Raw genomic sequence first — 20,963 nt, forward strand, 5'->3', positions numbered from 1 at the left:
GGCCCCGGGTACGACAGCCGCCGGAACGGCGGTCAGTCGTCGGAGGCTGCCGCGGGCAGGGCCGCTGCCGGGCGCTGCCAGCCGCGCGACCCGCGCGCCCGCAGCCAGGCCGTGGTCTCCTCGGGCGGCATCGCGGCGGCGACCAGCCAGCCCTGCACGGCGTCGCAGCGCAGGTCGCGCAGGCGCTCCCAGGTCTCGTCGTCCTCGACGCCCTCGGCGACGACCAGCAGGCCCAGGGAATGGGCCAGGTCGATCGTGCAGCGGACGATCTCCGCGTCCTGCGGGTCCACGGCCAGCCGGGCCACGAACGAGCGGTCGATCTTCAGCTCGCTGACCGGCAGCCGGCGCAGATGCACCAGCGAGGAGTAGCCGGTGCCGAAGTCGTCCAGGGACATCTTCACGCCGTGCCCGGTCAGCGCGGCGAGGGTGTCGGCGGCCCGCTGCGGGTCCTCCAGCAGGACGTGCTCCGTTATCTCCAGCTGGAGCGCCCCCGCGGGCACCCCGTGCCGGGCGAGACGAGCGGCGACGGAGCCCGCGAAGCCGGGCGTGTGGACGTCGCGCGGGGAGACGTTGACCGCGACCGGCACGTACAGGCCCTCCGCGCGCCACCGGGCCACCTGGGCCAGCGCCGTCTCCAGGACGTACTCCGTCAGATGCGGCATCAGCCCGGAGGACTCGGCGATCGCTATGAACTCGTCCGGCGGGACCTTGCCGCGCTCGGGGTGCACCCAGCGGACCAGGGCCTCCAGCCCGGCCACCTGGCCGTCGAAGCGGACCTTGGGCTGGTAGTGCAGCTGGACCTCGTGGGCGTCGAGGGCGCGGCGCAGATCACCCAGCAGGCCGAGCCGGTCCGGGGTGTTCGAGTCGCGTTTGGACTCGTAGACCTCCACCCCCGTGCGGTCCCGCTTCGCCTGGTACATGGCGACGTCGGCCCGGCGCAGCATCCCCTCGGCGTCGAGGGCGTGGTCGGGGAAGACGGCGACGCCCGCACTGGCCTCCAGGACCAGGGTGAGTCCGTCGAGGTCGAGCGGGGAGCTGAGGGCGGCGACCAGGCCGCGGGCGATGCGGGTGGCGGACGTGGTGGAGTCGGCGACCGGCAGTAACACGGCGAACTCGTCGCCGCCGAGCCGCGCGGCCTCCGCCCCGCGCGGCAGGGCCACCCGCAGCCGGTCGGCTATCTGGAGCAGCAGCCGGTCGCCGGCCAGATGGCCCAGGGTGTCGTTGACCGAACGGAAGCGGTCCAGGTCGATCAGCATGAGGGCGGAGCGGGCACCGATCCGCTCGGCGTCGTCCAGGGCCGTCCAGATACGTTCCAGCAGCCACTGACGGTTGGGCAGGCCGGTGAGCGGGTCGCGCAGTTGCTCCTCGGCGCGGGCCCGGGCTATCCACAGGGTGGAGTCGAGGGCGACCAGCGGGATGGAGAACAGCGGCAGCAGGACGGGCTCGGCGGCGGCGACCACGCAGACCAGGGGGGCGATGCCGAGCAGCGCGACCGCGACCAGGCCCTGTCTGACCAGGGCGGTGCGGGCGACGGTGGGCAGTCCGCCGTTGCGCGGGGCGTGCAGGTACCACAGCAGGGTGCGGGTCACCGCGAGGTAGGCGGCCGCGACCAGCACCACCTGGGGGGCGGTGTAGAGGGTCCAGCTGTCGGGGTTCCAGGGGGCCTCGACGGACGGCACCCGTCCGAAGGCCGCGAGCAACAGGGCTCCGGCGCCGATGCCGAGGATGTCCACCGCGCCGTGCAGGACGCCCTGCCGCCAGCGGTGGCGCCTGGCTATGCCGACCAGGACGACGACGGTGAGGCTGACCATGCCGGCCGCCACCCAGCCGTAGAGCAGCAGCACGGCGAGGGTGAGGGCGGCGCCCGATCCGGTGCCGCCCCACCAGCGGGAGCGGCCCAGCATGACCAGGTGGCCGACGATGATGCCGGTCAGGATGGCCAGCGACCAGCCGACGGCGCCGCACGGGAAGAGCGCGTGACTGCCGGTGAAGGCCCGGTAGAAACCGGCGCCCAGGACGAAGCCGGCCGCCGCGACGACGGCCGCGGGCAGCGCGGGCCAGGGCAGGCGACGTTCCGATTCGGCCCCGGGCAGGCCGGGGGTGTGCGGGGTGTCGAGGCCGGTACCGCCGAGGCTGTCGGCGACCAGGTCGCGGGCGGGGCCGTGACCGTCCACGGAGGTGCGCAGGACGATCGCGCGCCCCTCCGCACCCTCGTGCGCCGAGGGCCGCGTCCCCCACCGGCTGTCCCGCCAGGCGCCGGTGACCCGACGCAGGCGCAGCCGTGCGTCCGGAGCGGCGCTCTCGGTCGGTTCCATTCCCGTCCCTCTCACAGCCTGCGGTGCCCACACCACACGGCCCGATGCCCGACAACCTGCGACGGCGCCGGGCTGGAAAGCCCTTCCCCGTACCCACCAGGAGCAGAGGGATGCCCCGGCCGCAGCCGGGCACGGCAGGCGCACATCCCAACAGTAGGCCGCAGAAGGCTTCCACGGGCAGCGGTCGTCGACGGTTGCCCGATTGAACCCCCGCCACCCCTATGCATCTGGTATGCGCCGATCGGGTGGCCTTCCACCGCTACTCCGCGGCCGGAAGGGCGACTTCGGCGGCCGCCTCCGGCCCTTGTTCCAGCAGCACCTTGAAGCCGTCCTCGTTCAGGACGGGCACCTTCAGTTGCATCGCCTTGTCGTACTTCGATCCAGGGCTTTCACCCACAACGACGAACGACGTCTTCTTCGAGACCGAACCGGTCACTTTCGCACCGCGGCTCTGCAACGCGTCCTTGGCGCCGTCGCGGGTGAAGTTCTCCAGGGTGCCGGTCACGACGACGGTCAGCCCTTCCAGCGGACGCGGGCCCTGGTCCTCGCCGGACGACTCGTCCTCCAGCGGGACTCCGGCCGCCTTCCACTTGCGGACGATCTCGCGGTGCCAGTCCTCGGCGAACCACTCCTTGAGCGCGGCGGCGATGACGGGACCGACGCCGTCGGTGGTGGCCAGCTCCTCCTCGGTGGCCTGTTCGATGCGGTCGACGGAGCGGAACTCGCGTGCGAGGGCCTGCGCCGCCACCGGGCCGACGTGCCGGATGGACAGACCGTTCAGGAAACGCGCGAGGGGGCGGGTCTTGGCCGCCTCGACGTTCTCCAGCAGTGCAAGCGTGTTCTTCTTCGGCTCGCCCTTCTGGTTGGCGAAGACCGTGACGACCTTCTCCTCGCCGGTCCTGGGATCCCGCTTGGGCAGTCCGCTGTCCGGGTCGAGGACATAGGCCTTGATGGGCAGCAGCTTCTCCACCGTCAGGTCGAACAGGTCGCCCTCGTCCACCAGCGGCGGGTCGGCCGGCTCCAGCGGGCGGGTCAGCGCCGCGGCGGCCACCGCGCCGAAGTTCTCGATGTCCAGGCACTCACGGCCCACGAGGTAGGAGACGCGCTCGCGCAACTGGGCAGGGCAGGTACGTGCGTTGGGGCAGCGGAGGTCGATGTCGCCCTCCTTCATGGGCCGCAGCGGCGTCCCGCACTCGGGGCACTCGCTCGGCATCACGAACTCCCGCTCGGTACCGTCCCGCAGGTCGACCACCGGGCCGAGGATCTCCGGGATGACGTCACCGGCCTTGCGGATCACCACGGTGTCGCCGATGAGCACGCCCTTGGCCTTGACGACCTCCTGGTTGTGCAGGGTGGCGAACTCGACCTCGCTGCGCGCGACCGTGACCGGCTCGACCTGCGCGTACGGTGTGACGCGACCGGTGCGGCCGACACCCACCTTGATGTCGACGAGCTTGGTGTTGACCTCTTCCGGCGCGTACTTGTAGGCGATCGCCCAGCGCGGGGCCCGCGCGGTGGACCCGAGCCGGCCCTGGAGCCGGATCTCGTCCAGCTTGACGACGGCACCGTCGATCTCGTGCTCCACGGAATGGCGGTTCTCGCCGTCGTAGTGGGCGATGAACTCGCGTACGCCGTCCAGGTCGTCGACCACCCGGTTGTGCGTGGAGGTGGGCAGGCCCCAGGTCTTCAGCAGGTCGTAGGCCTGGGAGAGCCGGGTCATGCCCGTGAAGCCCTCCAGGGCGCCGATGCCGTGGACGACCATGTGCAGCGGGCGGCTCGCGGTGACCCGCGGGTCCTTCTGGCGCAGCGAACCGGCGGCGGCGTTGCGGGGGTTGGCGAAGGGCTTGTCGCCGGCCGCGACCAGCCTGGCGTTCAGCTCCTCGAACTCCTCCATCGGGAAGTAGACCTCGCCGCGGATCTCCACGAGGTCGGGGACGTCCTCGCCCCGGAGGCGGTCCGGGATCTCCGCGATCGTGCGGACGTTCGGGGTGATGTCCTCGCCGGTGCGGCCGTCGCCACGGGTCGCCGCGCGGGTGAGCCGGCCGTGCTCGTAGGTGAGGTTGACGGCGAGACCGTCGACCTTCAGCTCGCACAGGAAGTGGTACTCCTGATCGCCCAGTTCCCTGGCGACGCGCTCCACCCAGGCGGCGAGCCCCGGGTCGTCGAAGACGTTGTCCAGCGAGAGCATGCGCTCCCGGTGCTGGACGGCCGTGAACTCGGTCGCGTACGCCCCCGCGACCTTCTGGGTCGGCGAGTCGGGCGTGCGCAGCCCGGGGTGCTCCTCCTCCAGCGCCTCCAGCGCGCGCAGGAGTCTGTCGAACTCGGCGTCGCTGACGACGGGAGCGTCCTTCACGTAGTACCGGAAGCGGTGCTCCTCGATCTGCTCGGCGAGCTGCGCGTGCTGCTCCCGTGCCTCGGCGGGCACCGTCGTCTCCGCCTGCTGGTCGCCGGCCACCGTGTCGTCCTCCCGTTACTCTGGGTTGTCAGCGAGGGATCTCGCCGCCGAGACGCAGTGGGCGAGCGCCCTGCGCGCGTACGCGGGGGACGCCCCCGCGAGGCCGCAGGACGGAGTGACCGTCACCGCTTCCGCGAGGAGCCCCGGTTGCAGTCCCAGCCTGCGCCACAGCGTTCTGACACCCATGACGCTACCGGCAGGGTCCGACAATGCGGAGTCGGTGCCCGGCACGACACCGGCGAACAGCCGGGTGCCCGCCTCCACCGCCTCGCCGATCACGTCGTCGTCACGCTCGGTGAGCAGCGAGAAGTCGAAGGACACGGCCGCCGCTCCGGCCCGGCGCAGCAGCGCGAACGGGACGTCCGGCGCGCAGGAGTGGACCACGACCGCGCCCTCGCCGTGCACGCCGACGACGTCGCGCAGGGTGGCCTCCACCAGCTGCCGGTCGACGGCGCGGTGGGTGCGGTAGCCGCTGGCCGACTTCACCTGGCCGCGCAGCACGGCGGTCAGGGAGGGTTCGTCGAGCTGGAGGACGAGCCGGGCGCCGGGGACACGGCGGCTCACCTCGGCGAGGTGCAGCCGCAGCCCCTCGGCGAGCGAGCCGGCGAGGTCGCGGCAGGCGCCGGGGTCGGAGAGCGCGGCCTCGCCGTTCCTCAGCTCCAGCGCGGCGGCCAGCGTCCAGGGGCCCACCGCCTGCACCTTCAGCGGGCCCGTGTACTCCTGGGTGAACTCCTCCAGCGCGTCCAGGTCCTCGCCCAGCCACGACCTGGCCCGCTTGGTGTCCCGCCCCGGCCGGTCCCCGAGCCGCCAGCCGCTGGGCTCCACGCGCGCGTACAGCTCGGCGAGCATCCCGGCGGTCCGCCCGACCATGTCCGCGCCGGGACCGCGGGCCGGCAGTTCGGGCAGGAACGGGAAGTCCTCGAAGGACCCGGCGACGGTCTTGGCGGCCTCCCGGGCGTCGCCGCCGGGCATCGAGCCGATCCCGGTCGCGGGGCCGAAGCCGGCCTGGCTGTTTTCGCTCACCCCGGAAGCCTACGTAACCCGCGGGGAGCCCACGCCACCCGCGGGTGCCGCCGCGGGCCAGGGCACCCCGTAGCGGTGCAGGAAGGCCGAGAGCCCCTCCGGGTCGGCGACCTCCAGGTCGTCGCGGAAGCGACCGCGTTCCCAGGAGACGGTGTCCCGGCCGTGGCAGCTGCCGCCGCCGATGAAGTCGCCCCCGGCGTCCAGCAGGGCCACCGTCAGGCTGCCGTGGCACCGGCAGATGTCACCGGTGAAGGCACCGGACGTGGTCAGCTCCCGCAGCTCCGCCAGGGCGTCGTCGTCGTACACCTCGGCGAGCAGCCGGCGTCCGGCGAGCGGTCCGGCGTCGTCCCCGCCGACCAGGACCACCGCGGCCTCGGCGCGGTCCCACGCGTCCTCCAGCCAGCGCTGTGTCTCCCCACCGCCGGTCATCGCGGGCTCATCGTCCCGGCCGTACCGTCAGGTCGTTGACCTCCGCGTCCCGGGGCAGGTCGAGGGCCATCAGGATCGCCGTCGCGACGGACTCGGGGTCGATCCACCGCGCCGGGTCGTACTCCTTGCCCTCCTGCTGGTGGACCTTGGCCTGCATCGGGCTGGCGGTACGGCCGGGGTAGACGGTGGTGACGCGGACGCCGTTCGTGTGCTCCTCGTGGCGCAGCGAGTCGGCGAGGGCCTTCAGACCGTGCTTGGAGGCCGCGTACGCCGACCATTCCGCGTGGGCGTTGAGCCCGGCTCCGGAGTTGACGAAGAGCACGTGCCCCTGGGCGACCCGCAGCTGGGGCAGGAAGTGGCGGGTCAGCTCCGCGGGGGCGATCAGGTTGACGTTCAGCTGGTGGCGCCACGACTTGGGGGTCAGGTCGCCGACCGGCCCCAGGTCGACCACACCCGCGATGTGCAGCAGGGAGTCCACCCGGTCCGGCAGGCTCTGGTGGGAGAACGCCCAGCTCAGCTTGTCGGGATCCGCCAGGTCACCGACCAGCGTGCGCGCCCCGTCGAACTCGGCCGCCAGTTCCTTCGCACGGCCGGCGTCGCGCGCGTGCAGCACGAGTTCGTCGCCGCGCGCGTGCAGACGGCGGGCGACGGCCGCGCCGATGCCCGACCCCGCCCCGGTGATCACATGAGTAGCCATGCCGCCATGCTCGCATCACTCCAGGCCGGCGCCCGCGGCGGGAGCCGCCGGTGTCGCGACCTCCAGGTAGGCCAGCGCGGCGAGCGGCTCCTGCGCGAAGAACACCAGTTCGGCGAGGGGGCGGGGCAGGAAGCCCTCGGCCTCCATGCGCCGGAACTGCGTCTCCAGGCCGTCGTAGAAGCCCGCCGTGTTCAGCAGCACGACCGGCTTGTCGGTGTGCCCGTGCTTCTTCAGCTCCAGGATCTCGGTCGCCTCGTCCAGCGTCCCGGTCCCGCCGACCATCACCACCACCGCGTCGGCCTTCTCCAGCAGCAGCCGCTTGCGCTCGGCGAGGTCGCGCGCGATCACCATCTCGTCGGCGCCCGGGCGGGTCCTGTCCGCCAGGAAGTCCACGGAGACCCCGACGAGCCGCCCGCCGGCCTCCTGCACGCCGTCGGCGACCACCTTCATCAGACCGACGTCGGAGCCGCCCCACACGAGCGTGTGGCCGCCCTTGCCGAGCAGCTGCGCGAACTCGCGCGCGGGGCGGGTGTAGCGGTCGTCGAGGTCGGCGGCGGAGAGGAAGACACAGATACGCATACGGGACACGGTACGCGGGAAGAACCGGCGCCCGGCAAGCGCTGTCTCCGTTATGGCTGAAGGACACACGATCACCATCGAGCAGGGCACACAGCGCGTCCGGGTCGTCCACGACGGCCGGACCCTGGCGGAGAGCGACCGCCCCCTCCTGCTGCGCGAGACGGGCTGTCCCGTGCGGTACTACATCCCGGCCGAGGACGTCCGCCTCGACCTGCTGACCGCCTCCGACACGCACACCTACTGCCCCTTCAAGGGCACGGCCTCGTACTGGTCGCTGCCGGACGCGGCGGACGCCGTCTGGTTCTATCCCGACCCGAAGCCGGACGTCGCCGAGATCAAGGACCACCTCTGCTTCTACGAAGTGGAGGTGTTGTAGGCGACTAATCCGGTGCCGGATGGCAGTCTCGTCAGACATGGACAACAAGACCATCTCGCGCGACGGGACCTCCCTCGCCTACGAACGCACCGGACAGGGCCCGGCGGTCGTCCTGGTGAGCGGGGCCATGTCCACGGGCGGCACGATGGCGCCCCTGGCCGCGGCCCTCTCGGACCGCTTCGACGTCGTCGTGTACGACCGCCGGGGCCGCGGCGGCAGCGGTGACACCGCTCCGTACGCGGTGGACCGCGAGGTCGAGGACATCGCCGCGCTGATCGAGGCGGTGGGCGGCCAGGCGCAGCTGTGCGGTGTCTCGTCGGGTGGCGCGCTGGTCCTGGCGGCGGCCGCCGCCGGGGTGCCGGCGCGTCAGGTCGCGGTGTACGAGACGCCGTTCGCCGATTTCGGGGGCGGCGGCGCGAAGGAACGCGCCGAGTACACCGAGAACCTGGAGCGGGCCCTGGCCGAGGGGCGGCGCGGGGACGCGGTCGCGCTGTTCCTGCGGCTGACCGGTCTGGCCGAGGGGATGATCGAGAGCGCCCGGCAGTCCCCCATGTGGCCCGCCATGGAGGCAGCCGCGCCGACCCTGGCCTACGACAACACGGTCATGGGCGACGGACTGGTCCCCCGCGAGCGGCTGGCCTCGGTCGACGTGCCGGTGCTGGCCGTCGCGGGCGGGGCGAGCCCGACGTGGCTGCGCGAGGCGACCAAGGCGGTCGCCGAGTCCGTGCCCCGGGGCACCTATCGCGTCCTGGAGGGCCAGACCCACATGGTGGACCCGACCGCGCTCGCGCCGGTGCTGACGGAGTTCTTCGGGGATTAGCGGGCGCCGGAAGGACTCGGGCCGCCCACGCGGGTGCCGGAAGGGCCGCCCCGGGCCGCCCACGTGCGCGTCGGAAGGGCCCGGGCCGCCCGCGCCGATATGCCGGAGGGGCCCCGGGCCGTCCTCGCCGATGTGCCGGAGGGGCCCCGGGCCGTCCTCGCGCGTGCCGGGAGGGCTCAGGCCGCCCCGGCCGTCGCCCGTACCGTCGTCGCGATCGTCGCCGAGCCCACCACGCGGGTGCCGTCGTACAGGACGATCGCCTGGCCGGGGGCGACGCCGCGGACCGGCTCGGTGAACGTGACCCGCAGCTCGCCGTCGACGAGGTGCGCGCTCACCTCGGTCTCGCCGCCGTGGGCGCGCAGCTGGGCGGTGTAGGTGCCGGGGCCGTCCGGGGCTGCTCCGCACCAGCGGGGCTTGATCGCGGTCAGGGCGGACACGTCGAGGGAGGCCGCCGGGCCGACCGTGACCGTGTTGTCCACCGGCGAGATGTCGAGGACGTAGCGCGGCTTGCCGTCCGCGGCCGGGACGCCGATGCGCAGTCCCTTGCGCTGGCCGATGGTGAAGCCGTAGGCGCCCTCGTGGGTGCCCAGCCTGGCGCCGGACTCGTCGACGATGTCGCCCTCGGCCTTGCCCAGCCGCCGGGCCAGGAAGCCCTGGGTGTCGCCGTCGGCGATGAAGCAGATGTCGTGCGAGTCGGGCTTCTTGGCCACGGCCAGGCCCCGGCGCTCGGCCTCGGCGCGGATCTCGTCCTTCGTGGTGAGCGTGTCGCCGAGCGGGAAGAGGGCGTGCGCCAGCTGGCGGTCGTCCAGCACACCGAGGACGTACGACTGGTCCTTGGCCATGTCGGAGGCGCGGTGCAGCTCGCGGGTGCCGTCCTCGCGGACCAGCACCTTCGCGTAGTGGCCCGTGCACACCGCGTCGAAGCCCAGCGCCAGCGCCTTGTCCAGCAGGGCGGCGAACTTGATCTTCTCGTTGCAGCGCAGGCACGGGTTCGGGGTGCGTCCCGCCTCGTACTCGGCGACGAAGTCCTCCACCACGTCCTCGCGGAAGCGGTCGGCGAGGTCCCAGACGTAGAACGGGATACCGATGACGTCGGCCGCGCGCCGGGCGTCGCGCGAGTCCTCGATGGTGCAGCAGCCGCGCGCGCCGGTGCGGAAGGACTGCGGGTTGGCGGAGAGCGCGAGATGGACTCCGGTCACGTCGTGGCCCGCTTCGGCCGCGCGGGCGGCGGCGACTGCGGAGTCGACGCCACCGGACATGGCGGCGAGGACGCGGAGGGGGCGGGAGCGCGGGGTGTCAGTCATAGCGCTTCAAGGGTAAGGGGGCGCGGGAACCGGAGCTCGCGGGTTTGCGTTGACGATCACATGGGGGAGAAGCGGGCGGGAGCGAAGAGCGGCGACGCGGACCAGCGGATCGGGCGGCGGGGACTGCTGATCGGCGGGCTCGTGGCCGCGGTGGGCTGCGCCGCGGTGGCGCGCCGGGAGCTGGGGCACCTGTGGTGGCGGCTGCCGGGCGTGGAGAAACCGCGGGTGGCGGGGGCGGTCGACTTCCGGGGTGCGCGCTGGGTGGCGGCCTCGCCGGCGAACTACCGCCGGGCGGACCGGCCGGACGACTACGCGATCGACCGGGTGGTCGTCCATGTCACCCAGGGCGGCTTCGACAGTGCGGTGAAGGCCTTCCAGGATCCTCGGCACGGGGCCGCGGCCCACTACATCGTGCGCAAGGACGGGCACGTCACGCAGATGATCCGGGAGCTGGACGTGGCGTTCCACGCCGGAAACCGGTCGTACAACGAACGCAGCGTCGGCATCGAGCACGAGGGCTTCGTGGACCGGGCCTCGTCGTTCACCGACGCGATGTACGCGGGCTCGGCCCGGCTGACGGCGGCGATATGCGCGCGGTACGGGATACCCGTCGACCGTGCGCACATCATCGGGCACGTGGAGGTGCCGGGCACGGACCACACGGATCCCGGGCTGCACTGGGACTGGCCGCGGTACCTGCGGCTGGTGCGGGCGGCGGGCGCCGCCTCGGCACGGCCGCACGCCACGGCGTGAGCGACGGCGCCCCGCGGCCCGGTCCCGTACGACGACCCGACCGCACGGCCGCGTGACGCAGATCACACCCCGATGCCTCGGTGGGCCGCCCTAGGTGAGTCCCGCCGCCCGGGCGCGTTCGACCGCCGGGCCGATGACCTTGGCGACCGCGTCGACGTCCGCCTGGGTGGAGGTGTGGCCGAAGGAGAAGCGCAGGGTGCCGCGGGCCAGGTCCGGGTCGGTGCCGGTGGCGAGGAGGACGTGGCTGGGCTGGGCCACGCCCGCGGTGCAGGCGGAGCCCGTGGAGCACTCGACGCCCTGGGCGTCCAGCAGCAGGAGCAGGGAGTCGCCCTCGCAGCCCGGGAAGGTGAAGTGCGCGTTGGCCGGGAGCCGGCCGGCCGGGTCGGGGTCGCCGCCCAGGATCGCGTCGGGCACCGCGGCGCGGACCCTGGCGACCAAGTCGTCGCGCAGGGCGCCGATCTCGCGGGCGAACCGCTCGCGCCCCTCGGCCGCCAGCCGGCCGGCCACGCCGAAGGAGGCGATCGCGGGGACGTCGAGGGTGCCGGAGCGGACATGGCGCTCCTGGCCACCGCCGTGCAACACGGGTACGGGGGTGTGCTCGCGCCCCAGGAGCAGGGCGCCGATGCCGTACGGGCCGCCGATCTTGTGGCCCGAGACCGTCATCGCGGCGAGGCCGGAGGCGGCGAAGTCGACCGGGACCTGCCCGAAGGCCTGGACCGCGTCGGCGTGCAGCGGGATGCCGAACTCCGCCGCGACTTCGGCGAGTTCACGGATCGGAAGGACCGTGCCGATCTCGTTGTTGGCCCACATCACGGTGGCCAGGGCGACGTCGTCGGGGTCGCGGGCGACGGCCTCGCGCAGGGCCTCGGGGTGGACCCGGCCGTGGGAGTCGACCGGGAGGTACTCGACGGTGGCGCCCTCGTGCTCGGCCAGCCAGTGCACGGCGTCGAGGACCGCGTGGTGTTCGACCGGGCTGGCCAGGACGCGGGTCCGGCGCGGATCGGCGGCCCGCCTGGACCAGTACAGGCCCTTGACGGCGAGGTTGTCGGCCTCGGTGCCGCCGGAGGTGAAGACGACCTCGCTGGGGCGGGCGCCGAGCGCCTCCGCGAGGGTCTCGCGGGACTCCTCGACCGTACGGCGGGCTCTGCGGCCGGATGCGTGGAGGGAGGAGGCGTTGCCGGTGACGCCCAGTTGGGCGGTCAGTGCCTCTGCCGCCTCCGGGAGCATCGGGGTGGTCGCGGCGTGGTCGAGGTATGCCATGGTGAGCCCGATTCTACGGGCCCTGTGGACCGGGCCGGGGCTGCGGGCACCCCGCCCGTTGCGGCGTCGGCGTCAGCCGGTCCCCCGGGCTCAGAAGCCCCAGGACACCGTGCTGTCCGCCTGCATGAACGCCACCAGGAGCAGCAGGTCGGCGACGCCCAGGGCCAGCCCCAGCCAGGCGCGGCCGCGACGGGCGGTGCCGCGCCACAGGGCCACCGTCGCCAGGGTGATGGCGATCGGGCCGAGGAAGAGGTTGAGGGCGACGAGCCCGAGCAGGCCGAGGATGAAGGACGCGACGGCCATGCCGTCGGTGTCGCGGGTGCCGGTGCGGCGCGTGGCCGGTGCGGTGAGGTGCATGACGGTCAGCTCCCGACGGTCGGACGGGCGGTGGTGGGCCGGTGGGCCGAGGCGCGGCGGCGGCCGCGCAGCTCGCGCAGGGCGAAGATGCCGAGCCAGCCCGCCACGACGACGGCGACGGCGGCCGTGAAGGTCAGCGACGCGTGGGCGACGGTGCCCATGACCACGCCGAGCAGCATGAGTGCGGCGACGAGGAACAGCATGTGTTCGGATCCCCCTCCGAGATACCTGTCGCGGATGCGTCTCACGGCTCGTGGACGCGCCTCACGGCAGTCCGGTGAACGGTTACGGTTACAGTTGTTCACTGACTCTTGAGTCTAACGTGCGCGACCGCTTCTCAATTCCAGAGAACAGTTGTTAACTGGGTGTTATGAGTCACACTCTCGGCATCCGGCAGGCGCAGAAGCAGAAGACCCGGCAGGCGCTGCTGGAAGCGGCGTTGGGTCTGCTGGAGGAGCAGAGCCTGAGCAGTCTCGGCCTGCGCGAGGTGACCCGCGCCGTAGGCGTCGCACCGACGGCGTTCTACCGGCACTTCCGCTCCACCGCCGACCTGGGCGTGGCGCTGGTCGAGGAGGCGCTCGGCAGCCTGCACGCGATGATCCGCACGACGGTCACCGCCGCCGACACCGGTGACGAACGCATCGCTCGCGCCGTCCAGTTGATCGCCGGCCATGTGGCCGCGTATCCGGCCCACGTCCGCTTCATCGCGCGTGAGCGGCACGGCGGGGTGCAGCCGGTCCGGGAGGCGATCCGAGACCAACTGGTCCGGTTCGCCGAGGAGGTGCGGGACGAACTGGCCAAGGACGCGGTGTCCGAGGGCTGGAGCGACGCGGACCTGCTGATGCTCGCCCACCTCTACGTCGACCAGATGCTCGTCACCGCCTCGCTCTTCCTGGAGAGCCTGGACGCGCCGCAGGAGGAGCAGGAGCGCATCAGGCAGGTGGCCACCCGGCAGCTGAGGCTGATCGGCATCGGCCGTCGGCACTGGCTCGACTGACCGGCACGTCGTACGACGGGAGGCGCCGCGCCCGGTGAACGGGTGCGGCGCCTCCCTGTCGTACAGCGTGCGGGTTCAGCCCTGCTGGGCCTGCTGCTGCCCCTGGCCGCCGCAGCCGCCGCCGGGACCGCCCCGGCCGCCGCCCTGCGCCCCGCCGGGACCGCCGCTGGGCATCCCGCTGGGCATCCCGCTCGGCATCCCGCTCGGCATCCCCGACGGGTTGCCCGAGGGGGCGCCGCCGGGCATCCCCGACGGGGCGCCCGAGGGGCCGCCGCTCGGCATGCCGGAGGCGTTCCGGCTCGGCATGCCGGACGGTGCCTGGCACGCCTGCTGCCCGGAGCTGCCGCTGTTCGACGCCGAGTCGCCCGAGCCGCAGGCCGCCAGGGCCAGAGGCGAGATCGCCAGCAGGACCACGGCGGGGACGAGACGCGCACGCTTCATGAGAGACAACTCCAGGGAAGATGAGAGAGCGTTGAGAGGGGCACTCAACCAACGGCCCATGAGGCTTCCTTGGGGCCCCGCTGTCCCTGGCCTGTCAATCGGGCAAAGCACGCCCCAAAGCACCGTGCCGGCCTGCGCGTTCACCGGTCCCCCGGGCCCGACTCCTGGTACAGGGCCGTGACGGAGGCGGCCGCGGAGCGCAGTTCCTCGCGCACCTCCGGCGGCCCGAGCACCTCCACCCGGTCGCCGAACGGCAGCAGTTGGCGGGCCCCGGGGACGGATCCGTACGACAGCCGGACGATCACCCACGCACTCGCGCCGTCGTCCTCGGGCCGTTCGGCCAGCGACGCGGCGTTCAGGCGCAGGAACATGTCGAGCCGGTCGCGCCGGACCCGTACGGTGACGTCGAGCCCGCCCGGACGCTCCTCGACCTGTCTGCGCAACTCCGTCCACACATCGCGCAGTTCGACGCCGGGACGGCGCCTCACGGGGTCGTCGAGCAGCTTCGCCGAGCGCACCCGGTCGGCGCGGAAGAGCCGGGGCGCGGCCCGCAGGTCGGCGACCAGGTACCAGACGCCCGCCTTGGCGACCAGACCGTAGGGATCGACCGTGTAGGTGCGTGGCTCGCTGTCGCCGCCGTGCCGGTAGCGCAGCCGCAGCCGCCGGTCGGCGAAGACCGCGTCCTGGAGGACGTCGAGGTCGGCGACGGACTGCGGGCCGCCCTTCCAGCGCGTGGCGTCGACCAGGATGCGGCGGCCGGTCGCCTCGGCGGCCGGCCGGTGCGGCGCCGGGAGCGCTGCCATCACCTTGCGCAGCGCCGAGCCCAGGGCCGCGTCCAGGCCGAGGGCGGTGTGCGCGCCCTGGGCGGCCAGCACGAACAGGGCGCGGGACTCGTCGGCGGTCAGGCCGGTGACGTCGGTGCGGAATCCCGCCAGCAGCCGGATGCCGCCGTGCCGGCCGCGGTCGGCGTACACGGGGACGCCCGCGGCGGAAAGGGACTCGACATCGCGGTAGACGGTGCGCACCGACACCTCCAGCCGCTCGGCCAGTTCGTGCGCGGGCACCCGGCCGCGGGTCTGGAGGAGCAGCAGGATCGACAGCAGACGGTCGGACTTCACGGCCCCAGGATCGGACCGCGCGGAACCCTTCCGCAAATGTTGACGGGAACTGTCAGGTTATGGCGGGAGCGTACGGGCAACGACTCACCGAGAGGTCCGACATGAACACCGTGCACACCGCCCAGCCCGACCCCCGTCCCGTCTACGCCCGCGCCACCGCGCAGGCGGCCGCGCTGATCAAGACCGTCCGGCCCGAGCAGCTGACCGGCCCCACCCCGTGCGCCGAGTTCGACGTGCGGACGCTGCTGAGCCATGTCGTCGGCGGCACACGGAGGATCGCCGTCGTGGGCGAGGGCGGCGACGGTCTCGCCGTACGGCCGTTCGCGGACGAGGTCACGGACGACGCATGGACGGCCGCGTACGACGACATCGTGGTGCGGGTGCTCGCGGCCTGGGCGGACGACGCGCGGCTGACGGCGCCGGTCCGGGTGCCATGGGGCGAGGTACCGGGGCGGGCGGCCCTGTCGGGCTATGTGATGGAGCTCGTGGCGCACACCTGGGATCTCTCCGAGGCGCTCGACCGGCCCCTCGAACTCGATCCGGAGCTGGCCGAGTTCGCCCTGGCGGCCGCGCACCGGGCACTGCCGGAGGCGGAGCGCGGCGCGGAGTTCCCGTTCGACTCGGCGCGTCCGGCCCCCGAGGGGGCCGGCGCCTACGAGCGACTGGCGGCCTGGCTGGGGCGGATGCCGCTCAGCCGAGCCTGACCCGGGCCAGCTGCCGGGACTGCGCCACCAGCCGGTCGGCGCTGTCCCAGACCTCGGCGTCCTCCTCCAGGAAGCCGCCGGCGAGGTTGCGGGTGGTGATGGCGACGCGCAGCGGGCCCGGGGCGGGGCGGCAGCGGACGTGGACGGTGAGCTCGACCGTCGGGACCCAGCCGGACAGACCGATCTCGAAGGCGGTGGGAGGCAGCGCGTCCACCGCGAGCAGGAGGGAGAGCGGGTCGGCGTCCCGGCCGTCGGCCAGGCCGAACCAGGCTCGCATCTCCCCCTTGCCGGACGGCTTGCCGAGCGCCCAGCCCAGGGTCGACGGGTCCAGCTTGAGGAACAGACGGTCGGTGATGGCCGAGCTGCCCGGAACCGGGCTCGGCGCGTCCTGGGGGCCGAAGCACTGCTCGGGCGGCGGCATCTGGGGCGGCCGGGCCGCCGTGCGGACGTCGTCGGGGAGGGCGCCGAGGTCGCCGTAGGAGGCGAGGACGCGGATCCGCTCGACCTCGTTGCCCTGCTCGTCGAGCTGGAAGAGCGAGGCCTGGCCGGTGGAGAGGGTGCGGCCGGTGCGGACGGTCTCGGTGCGCACGACCGCCGGACCGGGCTGCGATGCCGTCAGATAGTGCGCCGAGATCGTGAACGGGTCCGGGTGCGGCAGGGCATCGGCGAGCGCGCGGCCCAGGACCGCCAGCAGATAACCGCCGTTGACGGCGCTGATGATGGTCCAGCCGGCCGAGAGCTCGATGTCGTAGACGCCGGGTTCGCGGCGGGTGAGCGCGGTGTCCCGGTCGAACTCGCTGTCGCCGATCGCGGCCCGCGACGGGGATGCCCCGGTGCGGGCCGAGCCGAGAGTGGCGGACGGTGCGATAGCTGCTTCTGACATACCTGAACCGTACAAGAAGAAATTACTAAGCGGTAGCTTTGAACAAGCCTGCACGCAGCAGTCAAGTAAGCACTCGGGTGAGGTTCCGGCAATTTCTTGGTAAGTGTCCATACTCGTCCGTAACCCCGAGGCCTTCTTCGCCCTCTATGAGGACATGAGCCTCACCGGGACTGCGTTCCTCATCACCTTGATCGTGCTCTCCGCCGTCGCCGTCGCCCTGCCGCTGCTGCTGTGGTCGCGGACGCCGGGACCGTGGGCCATGCGCGCGACCGCCCGGATACTGATGCTGCTGTTCGCCCAGGGCACCGCCGTCGCCCTGGTCTTCACCCTGGTCAACAACGCCAACAACCTCTACGACAACTGGGCCGACCTACTGGGCACCGGCAGCCACGTCGAGCAGGCCGCCAACCTCGGCTCGGACGGTACCGGCGGCATAGCGCTGGAGAAGCTGCCCAGAGTGGAGCAGCACTTCACCCTCGCCGACGGACCGGGCATGCACGCGGCCGGCGGTGTGCGGGTCACCCAGCTCAAGGGCCGGGTCTCCGGCGTCGACGCCGAGGTCTACGTCTGGCTGCCGCCGCAGTACAACGAGCCCGCCTACCGGCACCACAGATTCCCCGTCGTAGAGGTGCTGCCGGGCTACCCCGGCTCCGCCAAGGCGTGGTTCGGCGCCCTGCACGCGCACGAGCAGCTGCTGCCGCTGATGCGCTCCCACCAGGTCGCGCCGTTCATCCTGGTCGCCCCGCGCACCACCCTGCTGGCCGGGATCGACACCGGCTGCGCCAACATCCCGGGCACGGTCAACGCCGACACCTGGCTGAGCGTCGACGTGCCGAGGATGGTCATGGACAACTTCCGGGCCGAGCCCGCGCCGGCAGGCTGGGCGGTGGCCGGCTACTCGGCCGGCGCGCACTGCGCCCTCAAGCTCGCCATCGCCCACCCCGACCGCTACCGGGCCGCGGTGAGCCTGTCCGGCTACAACGACCCGCTCGGCGAACGCGACTCGCTCACCGCCCAGAACCCGACCCTGCGCGCCCACAACAACCCGTTGCTGCTGCTGCGCCGGGCGGCCACCCCGCCGCCGCTCTCGCTCTACGTCTCCGGGCAGCCGCACGACGGCTACGAGGCCGGGGTCGCGCTGCGGCAGGCAGCGCACGCGCCGACGAACGTGCAGGTGGTGTTCATCCCGAAGAGCGCGGGCGGGCACACCATGGCGCTGTGGCGGCCGCAGGTGGTGCCGGCGTTCCGCTGGCTGTCCGCGCGGGTGGGGCGCCACCCCGTCACCGTCCGCGGCGCTACTCCTCACGCACGGTCGACCGCCGGTTCCACGCACGCGGCGCTCGCCAGTGGTACTTCATCGCGAGCAGGCGCAGCACGAAGGCAGTGAGCGCGGCGAAGCCGCTGGCGGTCGGGGTCAGGACGTCGTAGCGGATGCAGACCGCGACCATCGTGGCGCCGACCATGGCCGGCACCGCGTACAGGTCGCGGTCCCAGCGCAGCAGCGAGGGGACCTCGTTGGCCAGCACGTCGCGCAGCACACCGCCGCCGACGGCGGTGGCCAGGCCCAGGGCGGCCGACTGGGGGAGGCCGAGCCCGTAGGCGTACGCCTTCGTCGTGCCGGTGACGCAGAACAGGCCCAGACCGGCCGCGTCGAAGACGTTCACCCCGGTCTGGATGCGCTCCACGTGGGGGTGCAGGAAGACGACCAGGAGGGCGGCGAGCAGCGGGGTGACGAAATAGCCCAGGTCGGTGAAGGCGGCGGGCGGCACCGCGCCGATGATCAGGTCCCGGAACAGCCCTCCGCCCAGCGCGGTCACCTCGGCGAGGACGGCGATGCCGAAGACGTCGAAGTTCTTGCGGACGGCCAGCAGCGCACCCGAGATGGCGAAGACGAAGATGCCGATCAGGTCGAGGCGATGCTGGACGGAGGGACTGAACAGTTCTTGGAGCACCCTGCCATTCTCACCCAGAGGACGCCGGGAACCTTACAAAGCGAGGCTCACGGGGCTCAAAGAGTTGGTTTCCCTGCCGTGAACACCCAGGTCTGGAAGAGATCGTCGAGCTGTTGTCCGGAGATCCGCTCCGCCAGCCGGATGAAGTCGGCCGTGTTCGCGTTGCCGTAGCGGTGCAGTTTCGTCCAGGCCGGAAGCAGCCGGAAGAAGGCGTCGTCCCCGATGCGCTCGCGCAGCACCTGGAGCGTCATCGCGCCGCGCTGGTAGACGGCCGAGGCGAACATGGTGTCGCGCTGCGGGTCGGCGACGACCGTCTGCCAGAAGGCGGAGTCGGCGGGGCGGGCGTTGTAGCCGGCCAGGAAGGAGTCGTGCGCCGAGCGGGTCCCGCGGTGCTCGGCCCACAGCCACTGGGCGTACGTGGCGAAGCCCTCGTTGAGCCAGATGTCCTTCCACCGCTCGACCGAGACCGAGTCGCCGAACCACTGGTGGGCCAGCTCGTGCACGATGGTCGACTCGCTGCGCACGGCCGAGTAGACCGGCTTCGACTGCACCTCCAGCGAGAAGCCCGCCTCGGGCATGTCGTCGACGATCGCGCCGGTCTCCTCGAAGGGGTAGGGCCCGAAGAGCTGCGACCAGTAGTCGGTGGCCTCGGCGGTGAGGGCGTACACGTCGACGTTGTTGCTGTTGGCCAGGACCGGGTCGATCGCCACGTAGATCGGGATCCCGCCGGGGGTCTTCCCGGTGCGTACGTCGAACTTCCCGACCGTCGCGGTCGCGAGGTAGGTCGCCATGGGCTTCGTCTCACGCCAGTGGGTGTACGTCGAACCGCCCTTGTCGTACGTGGAGACGAGCCGTCCGTTGGAGACCGCGGTCAGGCCCTTGGGGGCTCGGATGCGGATGTCGTAGGTCGCCTTGTCGGCGGGGTGGTCGCTGGAGGGGAACCAGGTGGAGGCGGCGTTGGGCTCACAGGCGACGAACACGCCGTCGGCGGTCTTCATCCAGCCGTAGTTCGAGCCGAACACGATGGGCCCGCCCAGGGGTTCGGGAACGCCGCCGTAGGTGACGGTGACCGTGAAGGTGCGGCCCTTGCGCAGGGCGTCGCGCGGGGTGATCCGGATCTCGTCGGCCTCGCGCGCGAACCGGGCGCGTCTGCCGTTCACCTCGACGCTCGTGACCGCCAGCTTCTGAAGGTCCAGGTCTAAGGACGAGAGGTTCTGCGTCGCGCGGGCGGTGAGGGTCGTACGGCCGTCCAGGCGGCCGGTGGCCGGGTCGTACGCCACGTCGAGGTCGTAGTGGCGGGCGTCGAAGCCGCCGTTGCCGAGCTGCGGGAAGTAGGTGTCGCCGATGCCGTCCGCGCCGGGGGTGGGGGCGGGAGAGGCGGCGATGACGAGGAAGGAGGCCGCCGCGGTCGCGAGGGCCCCCAGTCGTGCCGAACGGGAGAGCGCCATAAGTCATCCCTTCGGGTCATGTTCCGATCAGACGGACATGACCGACTCTGGGGGCTCCCGGTTGAACATGTGCATGACTTTGCCAACTCGTCATGCGTCACTGCCCGTTGGGGCATGACAGCCCAGCGCGAAGTGGCACAGGTCACACGACGTCAAGGGTTTGACCGTTTCGGGGCGAAGGAGGGCCCTTTCTCCCGCCCCACAGGACGGAGAAATCCGGCATACCAGGAGTGCCGACCAGAGTCCCGGAAAATAGAATTGAGGATTCCTTGAGACTGAATCCCCGGCATTCACGAGAAGCGCTTGTGGCCACCATCCCCGCTGAGTAATTTCTGCTTCGCCAGCGCGAAGCGCAATGAGGCGCGACCGCGCACAAGAAAACACGGGGTAAAAGAATGAACAAGTTCGGAACAGCCGGCCGGGTCGTCGCGACCACGGCACTCCTGGTCGGCGCGTCCGTGGCCATTCCGACGGCCGCCTCCGCCGCCGCGAACGCACCGCAGAGAAGCTGCGGAACCGACTCCTTCATCACCGTCGAGAAGTACGGCACGCCGTACTACAAGACGATCGGCTCCACCGCCGGCAAGTACAACGCCGGTGCGACCTCGACGCTCAAGTACGCGCTCAAGACCACCACGAGCCGCTCGACCAGCTGGACCGTGGGCGGCGGCGCCAGCGTGGGCTGGGGAATCGGCAAGGTCGAGGCGAAGTTCGAGCACAACGTGACCAAGAAGACCACCAAGGGCGTCACCGTCACGGACACCCTGAAGGTCAAGTCCAAGAACTACGGCTACGTCACGCCCAAGGTCGAGTACCGCCGGTTCAACATCCGCAAGGAGCACTACGGGGCGAACTGCAAGGTCGTCGTCAACAAGGACTACGGCGTCATCGACGTCATCTGGACCTACCCGTTCTTCTCGGAGTGCGTGGGCAAGCACGCCTGCACCCCGAAGCCGTAATTCACCGATAAACAAACGGGAATTTGACGGCTGAACCATCGGGCCGCAATTCCGAGGGAAAATCGGGGGAAGCGGGGAAGCGGGGAAGCGGGG

The 20,963-nt window shown here is 72.1% G+C and carries 22 protein-coding genes; 7 read left to right on the forward strand and 15 right to left on the reverse strand.

Annotated features, from left to right (window positions below; translation table 11 throughout):
• Window positions 1-32 precede the first annotated feature (32 nt).
• The 6 genes from FNH09_RS31760 to FNH09_RS31785 all read right to left on the reverse strand — a co-directional run bounded on the left by FNH09_RS31760 (window position 33) and on the right by FNH09_RS31785 (window position 7,498).
• A complete protein-coding gene (locus FNH09_RS31760; protein ID WP_152893360.1) occupies window positions 33-2,315 on the reverse strand; it encodes a putative bifunctional diguanylate cyclase/phosphodiesterase in 2,283 nt (760 codons plus the stop codon).
• Window positions 2,316-2,574: 259 nt separating this feature from the next.
• Complete coding sequence (ligA, locus tag FNH09_RS31765) at window positions 2,575-4,770, reverse strand: NAD-dependent DNA ligase LigA (RefSeq protein ID WP_162469387.1); 2,196 nt, start codon at window positions 4,768-4,770, stop codon at window positions 2,575-2,577.
• A gap of 15 nt (window positions 4,771-4,785) precedes the next feature.
• Entirely contained in the window at window positions 4,786-5,742 is a 957-nt protein-coding gene (locus FNH09_RS31770) for a methionine synthase (protein ID WP_152893379.1), read from the reverse strand.
• Between the two features lie 60 nt (window positions 5,743-5,802).
• The gene (locus tag FNH09_RS31775; RefSeq protein ID WP_152893361.1) at window positions 5,803-6,222 is read right to left on the reverse strand and encodes a hypothetical protein; all 420 of its coding nucleotides are present in this window, start codon (window positions 6,220-6,222) and stop codon (window positions 5,803-5,805) included.
• 7 nt (window positions 6,223-6,229) lie between these two features.
• Window positions 6,230-6,919: an SDR family oxidoreductase gene (locus FNH09_RS31780; RefSeq protein WP_152893362.1), complete on the reverse strand. Its 690-nt coding sequence runs from the start codon at window positions 6,917-6,919 to the stop codon at window positions 6,230-6,232.
• Between the two features lie 15 nt (window positions 6,920-6,934).
• Window positions 6,935-7,498, reverse strand: a complete 564-nt coding sequence (locus FNH09_RS31785; protein WP_152893363.1) for an LOG family protein — start codon at window positions 7,496-7,498, stop codon at window positions 6,935-6,937.
• A gap of 52 nt (window positions 7,499-7,550) precedes the next feature.
• Here FNH09_RS31785 and FNH09_RS31790 point away from each other — a divergent pair, with 52 nt between their 5' ends.
• Together FNH09_RS31790 and FNH09_RS31795 are read left to right on the forward strand one after the other, a co-directional pair.
• A complete protein-coding gene (locus FNH09_RS31790; RefSeq protein WP_152893364.1) occupies window positions 7,551-7,874 on the forward strand; it encodes a DUF427 domain-containing protein in 324 nt (107 codons plus the stop codon).
• Between the two features lie 37 nt (window positions 7,875-7,911).
• Window positions 7,912-8,694 carry an alpha/beta fold hydrolase gene (locus tag FNH09_RS31795; RefSeq protein ID WP_152893365.1) on the forward strand — a complete coding sequence of 261 codons (783 nt, stop codon included), beginning with the start codon at window positions 7,912-7,914 and terminating at the stop codon, window positions 8,692-8,694.
• A 176-nt stretch (window positions 8,695-8,870) separates the two neighbouring features.
• Here FNH09_RS31795 and mnmA read toward each other — a convergent pair whose 3' ends face one another.
• A complete protein-coding gene (gene mnmA, locus FNH09_RS31800; RefSeq protein WP_152893366.1) occupies window positions 8,871-9,998 on the reverse strand; it encodes a tRNA 2-thiouridine(34) synthase MnmA in 1,128 nt (375 codons plus the stop codon).
• Window positions 9,999-10,058: 60 nt separating this feature from the next.
• Between mnmA and FNH09_RS31805 the strand changes: the two genes are divergently transcribed.
• The gene (locus tag FNH09_RS31805; RefSeq protein WP_152893367.1) at window positions 10,059-10,751 is read left to right on the forward strand and encodes an N-acetylmuramoyl-L-alanine amidase; all 693 of its coding nucleotides are present in this window, start codon (window positions 10,059-10,061) and stop codon (window positions 10,749-10,751) included.
• A gap of 90 nt (window positions 10,752-10,841) precedes the next feature.
• Here the strand turns inward: FNH09_RS31805 and FNH09_RS31810 are convergent, their stop codons facing one another.
• The 3 genes from FNH09_RS31810 to FNH09_RS31820 all read right to left on the reverse strand — a co-directional run bounded on the left by FNH09_RS31810 (window position 10,842) and on the right by FNH09_RS31820 (window position 12,571).
• Window positions 10,842-12,011, reverse strand: coding sequence for a cysteine desulfurase family protein (locus tag FNH09_RS31810; RefSeq protein WP_152893368.1), 1,170 nt, complete (start codon window positions 12,009-12,011; stop codon window positions 10,842-10,844).
• Window positions 12,012-12,101: 90 nt separating this feature from the next.
• A complete protein-coding gene (locus FNH09_RS31815; protein ID WP_152893369.1) occupies window positions 12,102-12,368 on the reverse strand; it encodes a DUF4190 domain-containing protein in 267 nt (88 codons plus the stop codon).
• A gap of 5 nt (window positions 12,369-12,373) precedes the next feature.
• Window positions 12,374-12,571 carry a hypothetical protein gene (locus FNH09_RS31820; RefSeq protein ID WP_152893370.1) on the reverse strand — a complete coding sequence of 66 codons (198 nt, stop codon included), beginning with the start codon at window positions 12,569-12,571 and terminating at the stop codon, window positions 12,374-12,376.
• Window positions 12,572-12,738: 167 nt separating this feature from the next.
• Between FNH09_RS31820 and FNH09_RS31825 the strand changes: the two genes are divergently transcribed.
• Window positions 12,739-13,365: a TetR family transcriptional regulator gene (locus FNH09_RS31825; protein WP_152893371.1), complete on the forward strand. Its 627-nt coding sequence runs from the start codon at window positions 12,739-12,741 to the stop codon at window positions 13,363-13,365.
• 75 nt (window positions 13,366-13,440) lie between these two features.
• Here the strand turns inward: FNH09_RS31825 and FNH09_RS31830 are convergent, their stop codons facing one another.
• Together FNH09_RS31830 and FNH09_RS31835 are read right to left on the reverse strand one after the other, a co-directional pair.
• Complete coding sequence (locus FNH09_RS31830) at window positions 13,441-13,806, reverse strand: hypothetical protein (protein ID WP_152893372.1); 366 nt, start codon at window positions 13,804-13,806, stop codon at window positions 13,441-13,443.
• A gap of 140 nt (window positions 13,807-13,946) precedes the next feature.
• Window positions 13,947-14,924: a WYL domain-containing protein gene (locus FNH09_RS31835; RefSeq protein WP_162469388.1), complete on the reverse strand. Its 978-nt coding sequence runs from the start codon at window positions 14,922-14,924 to the stop codon at window positions 13,947-13,949.
• Between the two features lie 101 nt (window positions 14,925-15,025).
• Between FNH09_RS31835 and FNH09_RS31840 the strand changes: the two genes are divergently transcribed.
• A complete protein-coding gene (locus tag FNH09_RS31840; protein WP_152893374.1) occupies window positions 15,026-15,628 on the forward strand; it encodes a TIGR03086 family metal-binding protein in 603 nt (200 codons plus the stop codon).
• Here the strand turns inward: FNH09_RS31840 and FNH09_RS31845 are convergent.
• Entirely contained in the window at window positions 15,615-16,511 is an 897-nt protein-coding gene (locus tag FNH09_RS31845; protein WP_152893375.1) for a thioesterase family protein, read from the reverse strand. The two genes, FNH09_RS31840 and FNH09_RS31845, sit on opposite strands and share 14 nt — an antisense overlap.
• Window positions 16,512-16,665: 154 nt before the next feature.
• Here FNH09_RS31845 and FNH09_RS31850 point away from each other — a divergent pair, with 154 nt between their 5' ends.
• Entirely contained in the window at window positions 16,666-17,898 is a 1,233-nt protein-coding gene (locus FNH09_RS31850) for an alpha/beta hydrolase (RefSeq protein WP_152893380.1), read from the forward strand.
• On the opposite strand, the gene FNH09_RS31855 is transcribed toward FNH09_RS31850, so the two are convergent.
• Both FNH09_RS31855 and FNH09_RS31860 read right to left on the reverse strand, forming a co-directional pair.
• A complete protein-coding gene (locus FNH09_RS31855) occupies window positions 17,807-18,463 on the reverse strand; it encodes a TRIC cation channel family protein (protein ID WP_162469389.1) in 657 nt (218 codons plus the stop codon). The two genes, FNH09_RS31850 and FNH09_RS31855, sit on opposite strands and share 92 nt — an antisense overlap.
• A 56-nt stretch (window positions 18,464-18,519) precedes the next feature.
• The gene (locus tag FNH09_RS31860) at window positions 18,520-19,911 is read right to left on the reverse strand and encodes a M1 family metallopeptidase (RefSeq protein WP_152893377.1); all 1,392 of its coding nucleotides are present in this window, start codon (window positions 19,909-19,911) and stop codon (window positions 18,520-18,522) included.
• 395 nt (window positions 19,912-20,306) lie between these two features.
• Between FNH09_RS31860 and FNH09_RS31865 the strand changes: the two genes are divergently transcribed.
• Window positions 20,307-20,870, forward strand: coding sequence for a hypothetical protein (locus FNH09_RS31865; protein WP_152893378.1), 564 nt, complete (start codon window positions 20,307-20,309; stop codon window positions 20,868-20,870).
• Window positions 20,871-20,963: the final 93 nt, after the last annotated feature.

The organism is Streptomyces adustus, assembly GCF_009377175.1.
GTDB lineage: Bacteria > Actinomycetota > Actinomycetes > Streptomycetales > Streptomycetaceae > Streptomyces > Streptomyces adustus.

Bases quoted from the DNA above. Each gene is read 5' to 3' on its own strand.
- FNH09_RS31760 (WP_152893360.1), bottom strand. From the start codon at position 2,315: ATGGAACCGACCGAGAGCGCCGCTCCGGACGCACGGCTGCGCCTGCGT.
- FNH09_RS31820 (WP_152893370.1), bottom strand. From the start codon at position 12,571: ATGCTGTTCCTCGTCGCCGCACTCATGCTGCTCGGCGTGGTCATGGGC.
- FNH09_RS31785 (WP_152893363.1), bottom strand. From the start codon at position 7,498: ATGCGTATCTGTGTCTTCCTCTCCGCCGCCGACCTCGACGACCGCTAC.
- FNH09_RS31780 (WP_152893362.1), bottom strand. From the start codon at position 6,919: ATGGCTACTCATGTGATCACCGGGGCGGGGTCGGGCATCGGCGCGGCC.
- mnmA (WP_152893366.1), bottom strand. From the start codon at position 9,998: ATGACTGACACCCCGCGCTCCCGCCCCCTCCGCGTCCTCGCCGCCATG.
- FNH09_RS31795 (WP_152893365.1), top strand. From the start codon at position 7,912: ATGGACAACAAGACCATCTCGCGCGACGGGACCTCCCTCGCCTACGAA.
- FNH09_RS31770 (WP_152893379.1), bottom strand. From the start codon at position 5,742: ATGCCCGGCGGCGACGCCCGGGAGGCCGCCAAGACCGTCGCCGGGTCC.
- FNH09_RS31825 (WP_152893371.1), top strand. From the start codon at position 12,739: ATGAGTCACACTCTCGGCATCCGGCAGGCGCAGAAGCAGAAGACCCGG.
- FNH09_RS31805 (WP_152893367.1), top strand. From the start codon at position 10,059: ATGGGGGAGAAGCGGGCGGGAGCGAAGAGCGGCGACGCGGACCAGCGG.
- FNH09_RS31775 (WP_152893361.1), bottom strand. From the start codon at position 6,222: ATGACCGGCGGTGGGGAGACACAGCGCTGGCTGGAGGACGCGTGGGAC.
- FNH09_RS31815 (WP_152893369.1), bottom strand. From the start codon at position 12,368: ATGCACCTCACCGCACCGGCCACGCGCCGCACCGGCACCCGCGACACC.
- FNH09_RS31850 (WP_152893380.1), top strand. From the start codon at position 16,666: ATGAGCCTCACCGGGACTGCGTTCCTCATCACCTTGATCGTGCTCTCC.
- FNH09_RS31860 (WP_152893377.1), bottom strand. From the start codon at position 19,911: ATGGCGCTCTCCCGTTCGGCACGACTGGGGGCCCTCGCGACCGCGGCG.
- FNH09_RS31830 (WP_152893372.1), bottom strand. From the start codon at position 13,806: ATGAAGCGTGCGCGTCTCGTCCCCGCCGTGGTCCTGCTGGCGATCTCG.
- FNH09_RS31865 (WP_152893378.1), top strand. From the start codon at position 20,307: ATGAACAAGTTCGGAACAGCCGGCCGGGTCGTCGCGACCACGGCACTC.
- FNH09_RS31840 (WP_152893374.1), top strand. From the start codon at position 15,026: ATGAACACCGTGCACACCGCCCAGCCCGACCCCCGTCCCGTCTACGCC.
- FNH09_RS31790 (WP_152893364.1), top strand. From the start codon at position 7,551: ATGGCTGAAGGACACACGATCACCATCGAGCAGGGCACACAGCGCGTC.
- FNH09_RS31810 (WP_152893368.1), bottom strand. From the start codon at position 12,011: ATGGCATACCTCGACCACGCCGCGACCACCCCGATGCTCCCGGAGGCG.
- FNH09_RS31845 (WP_152893375.1), bottom strand. From the start codon at position 16,511: ATGTCAGAAGCAGCTATCGCACCGTCCGCCACTCTCGGCTCGGCCCGC.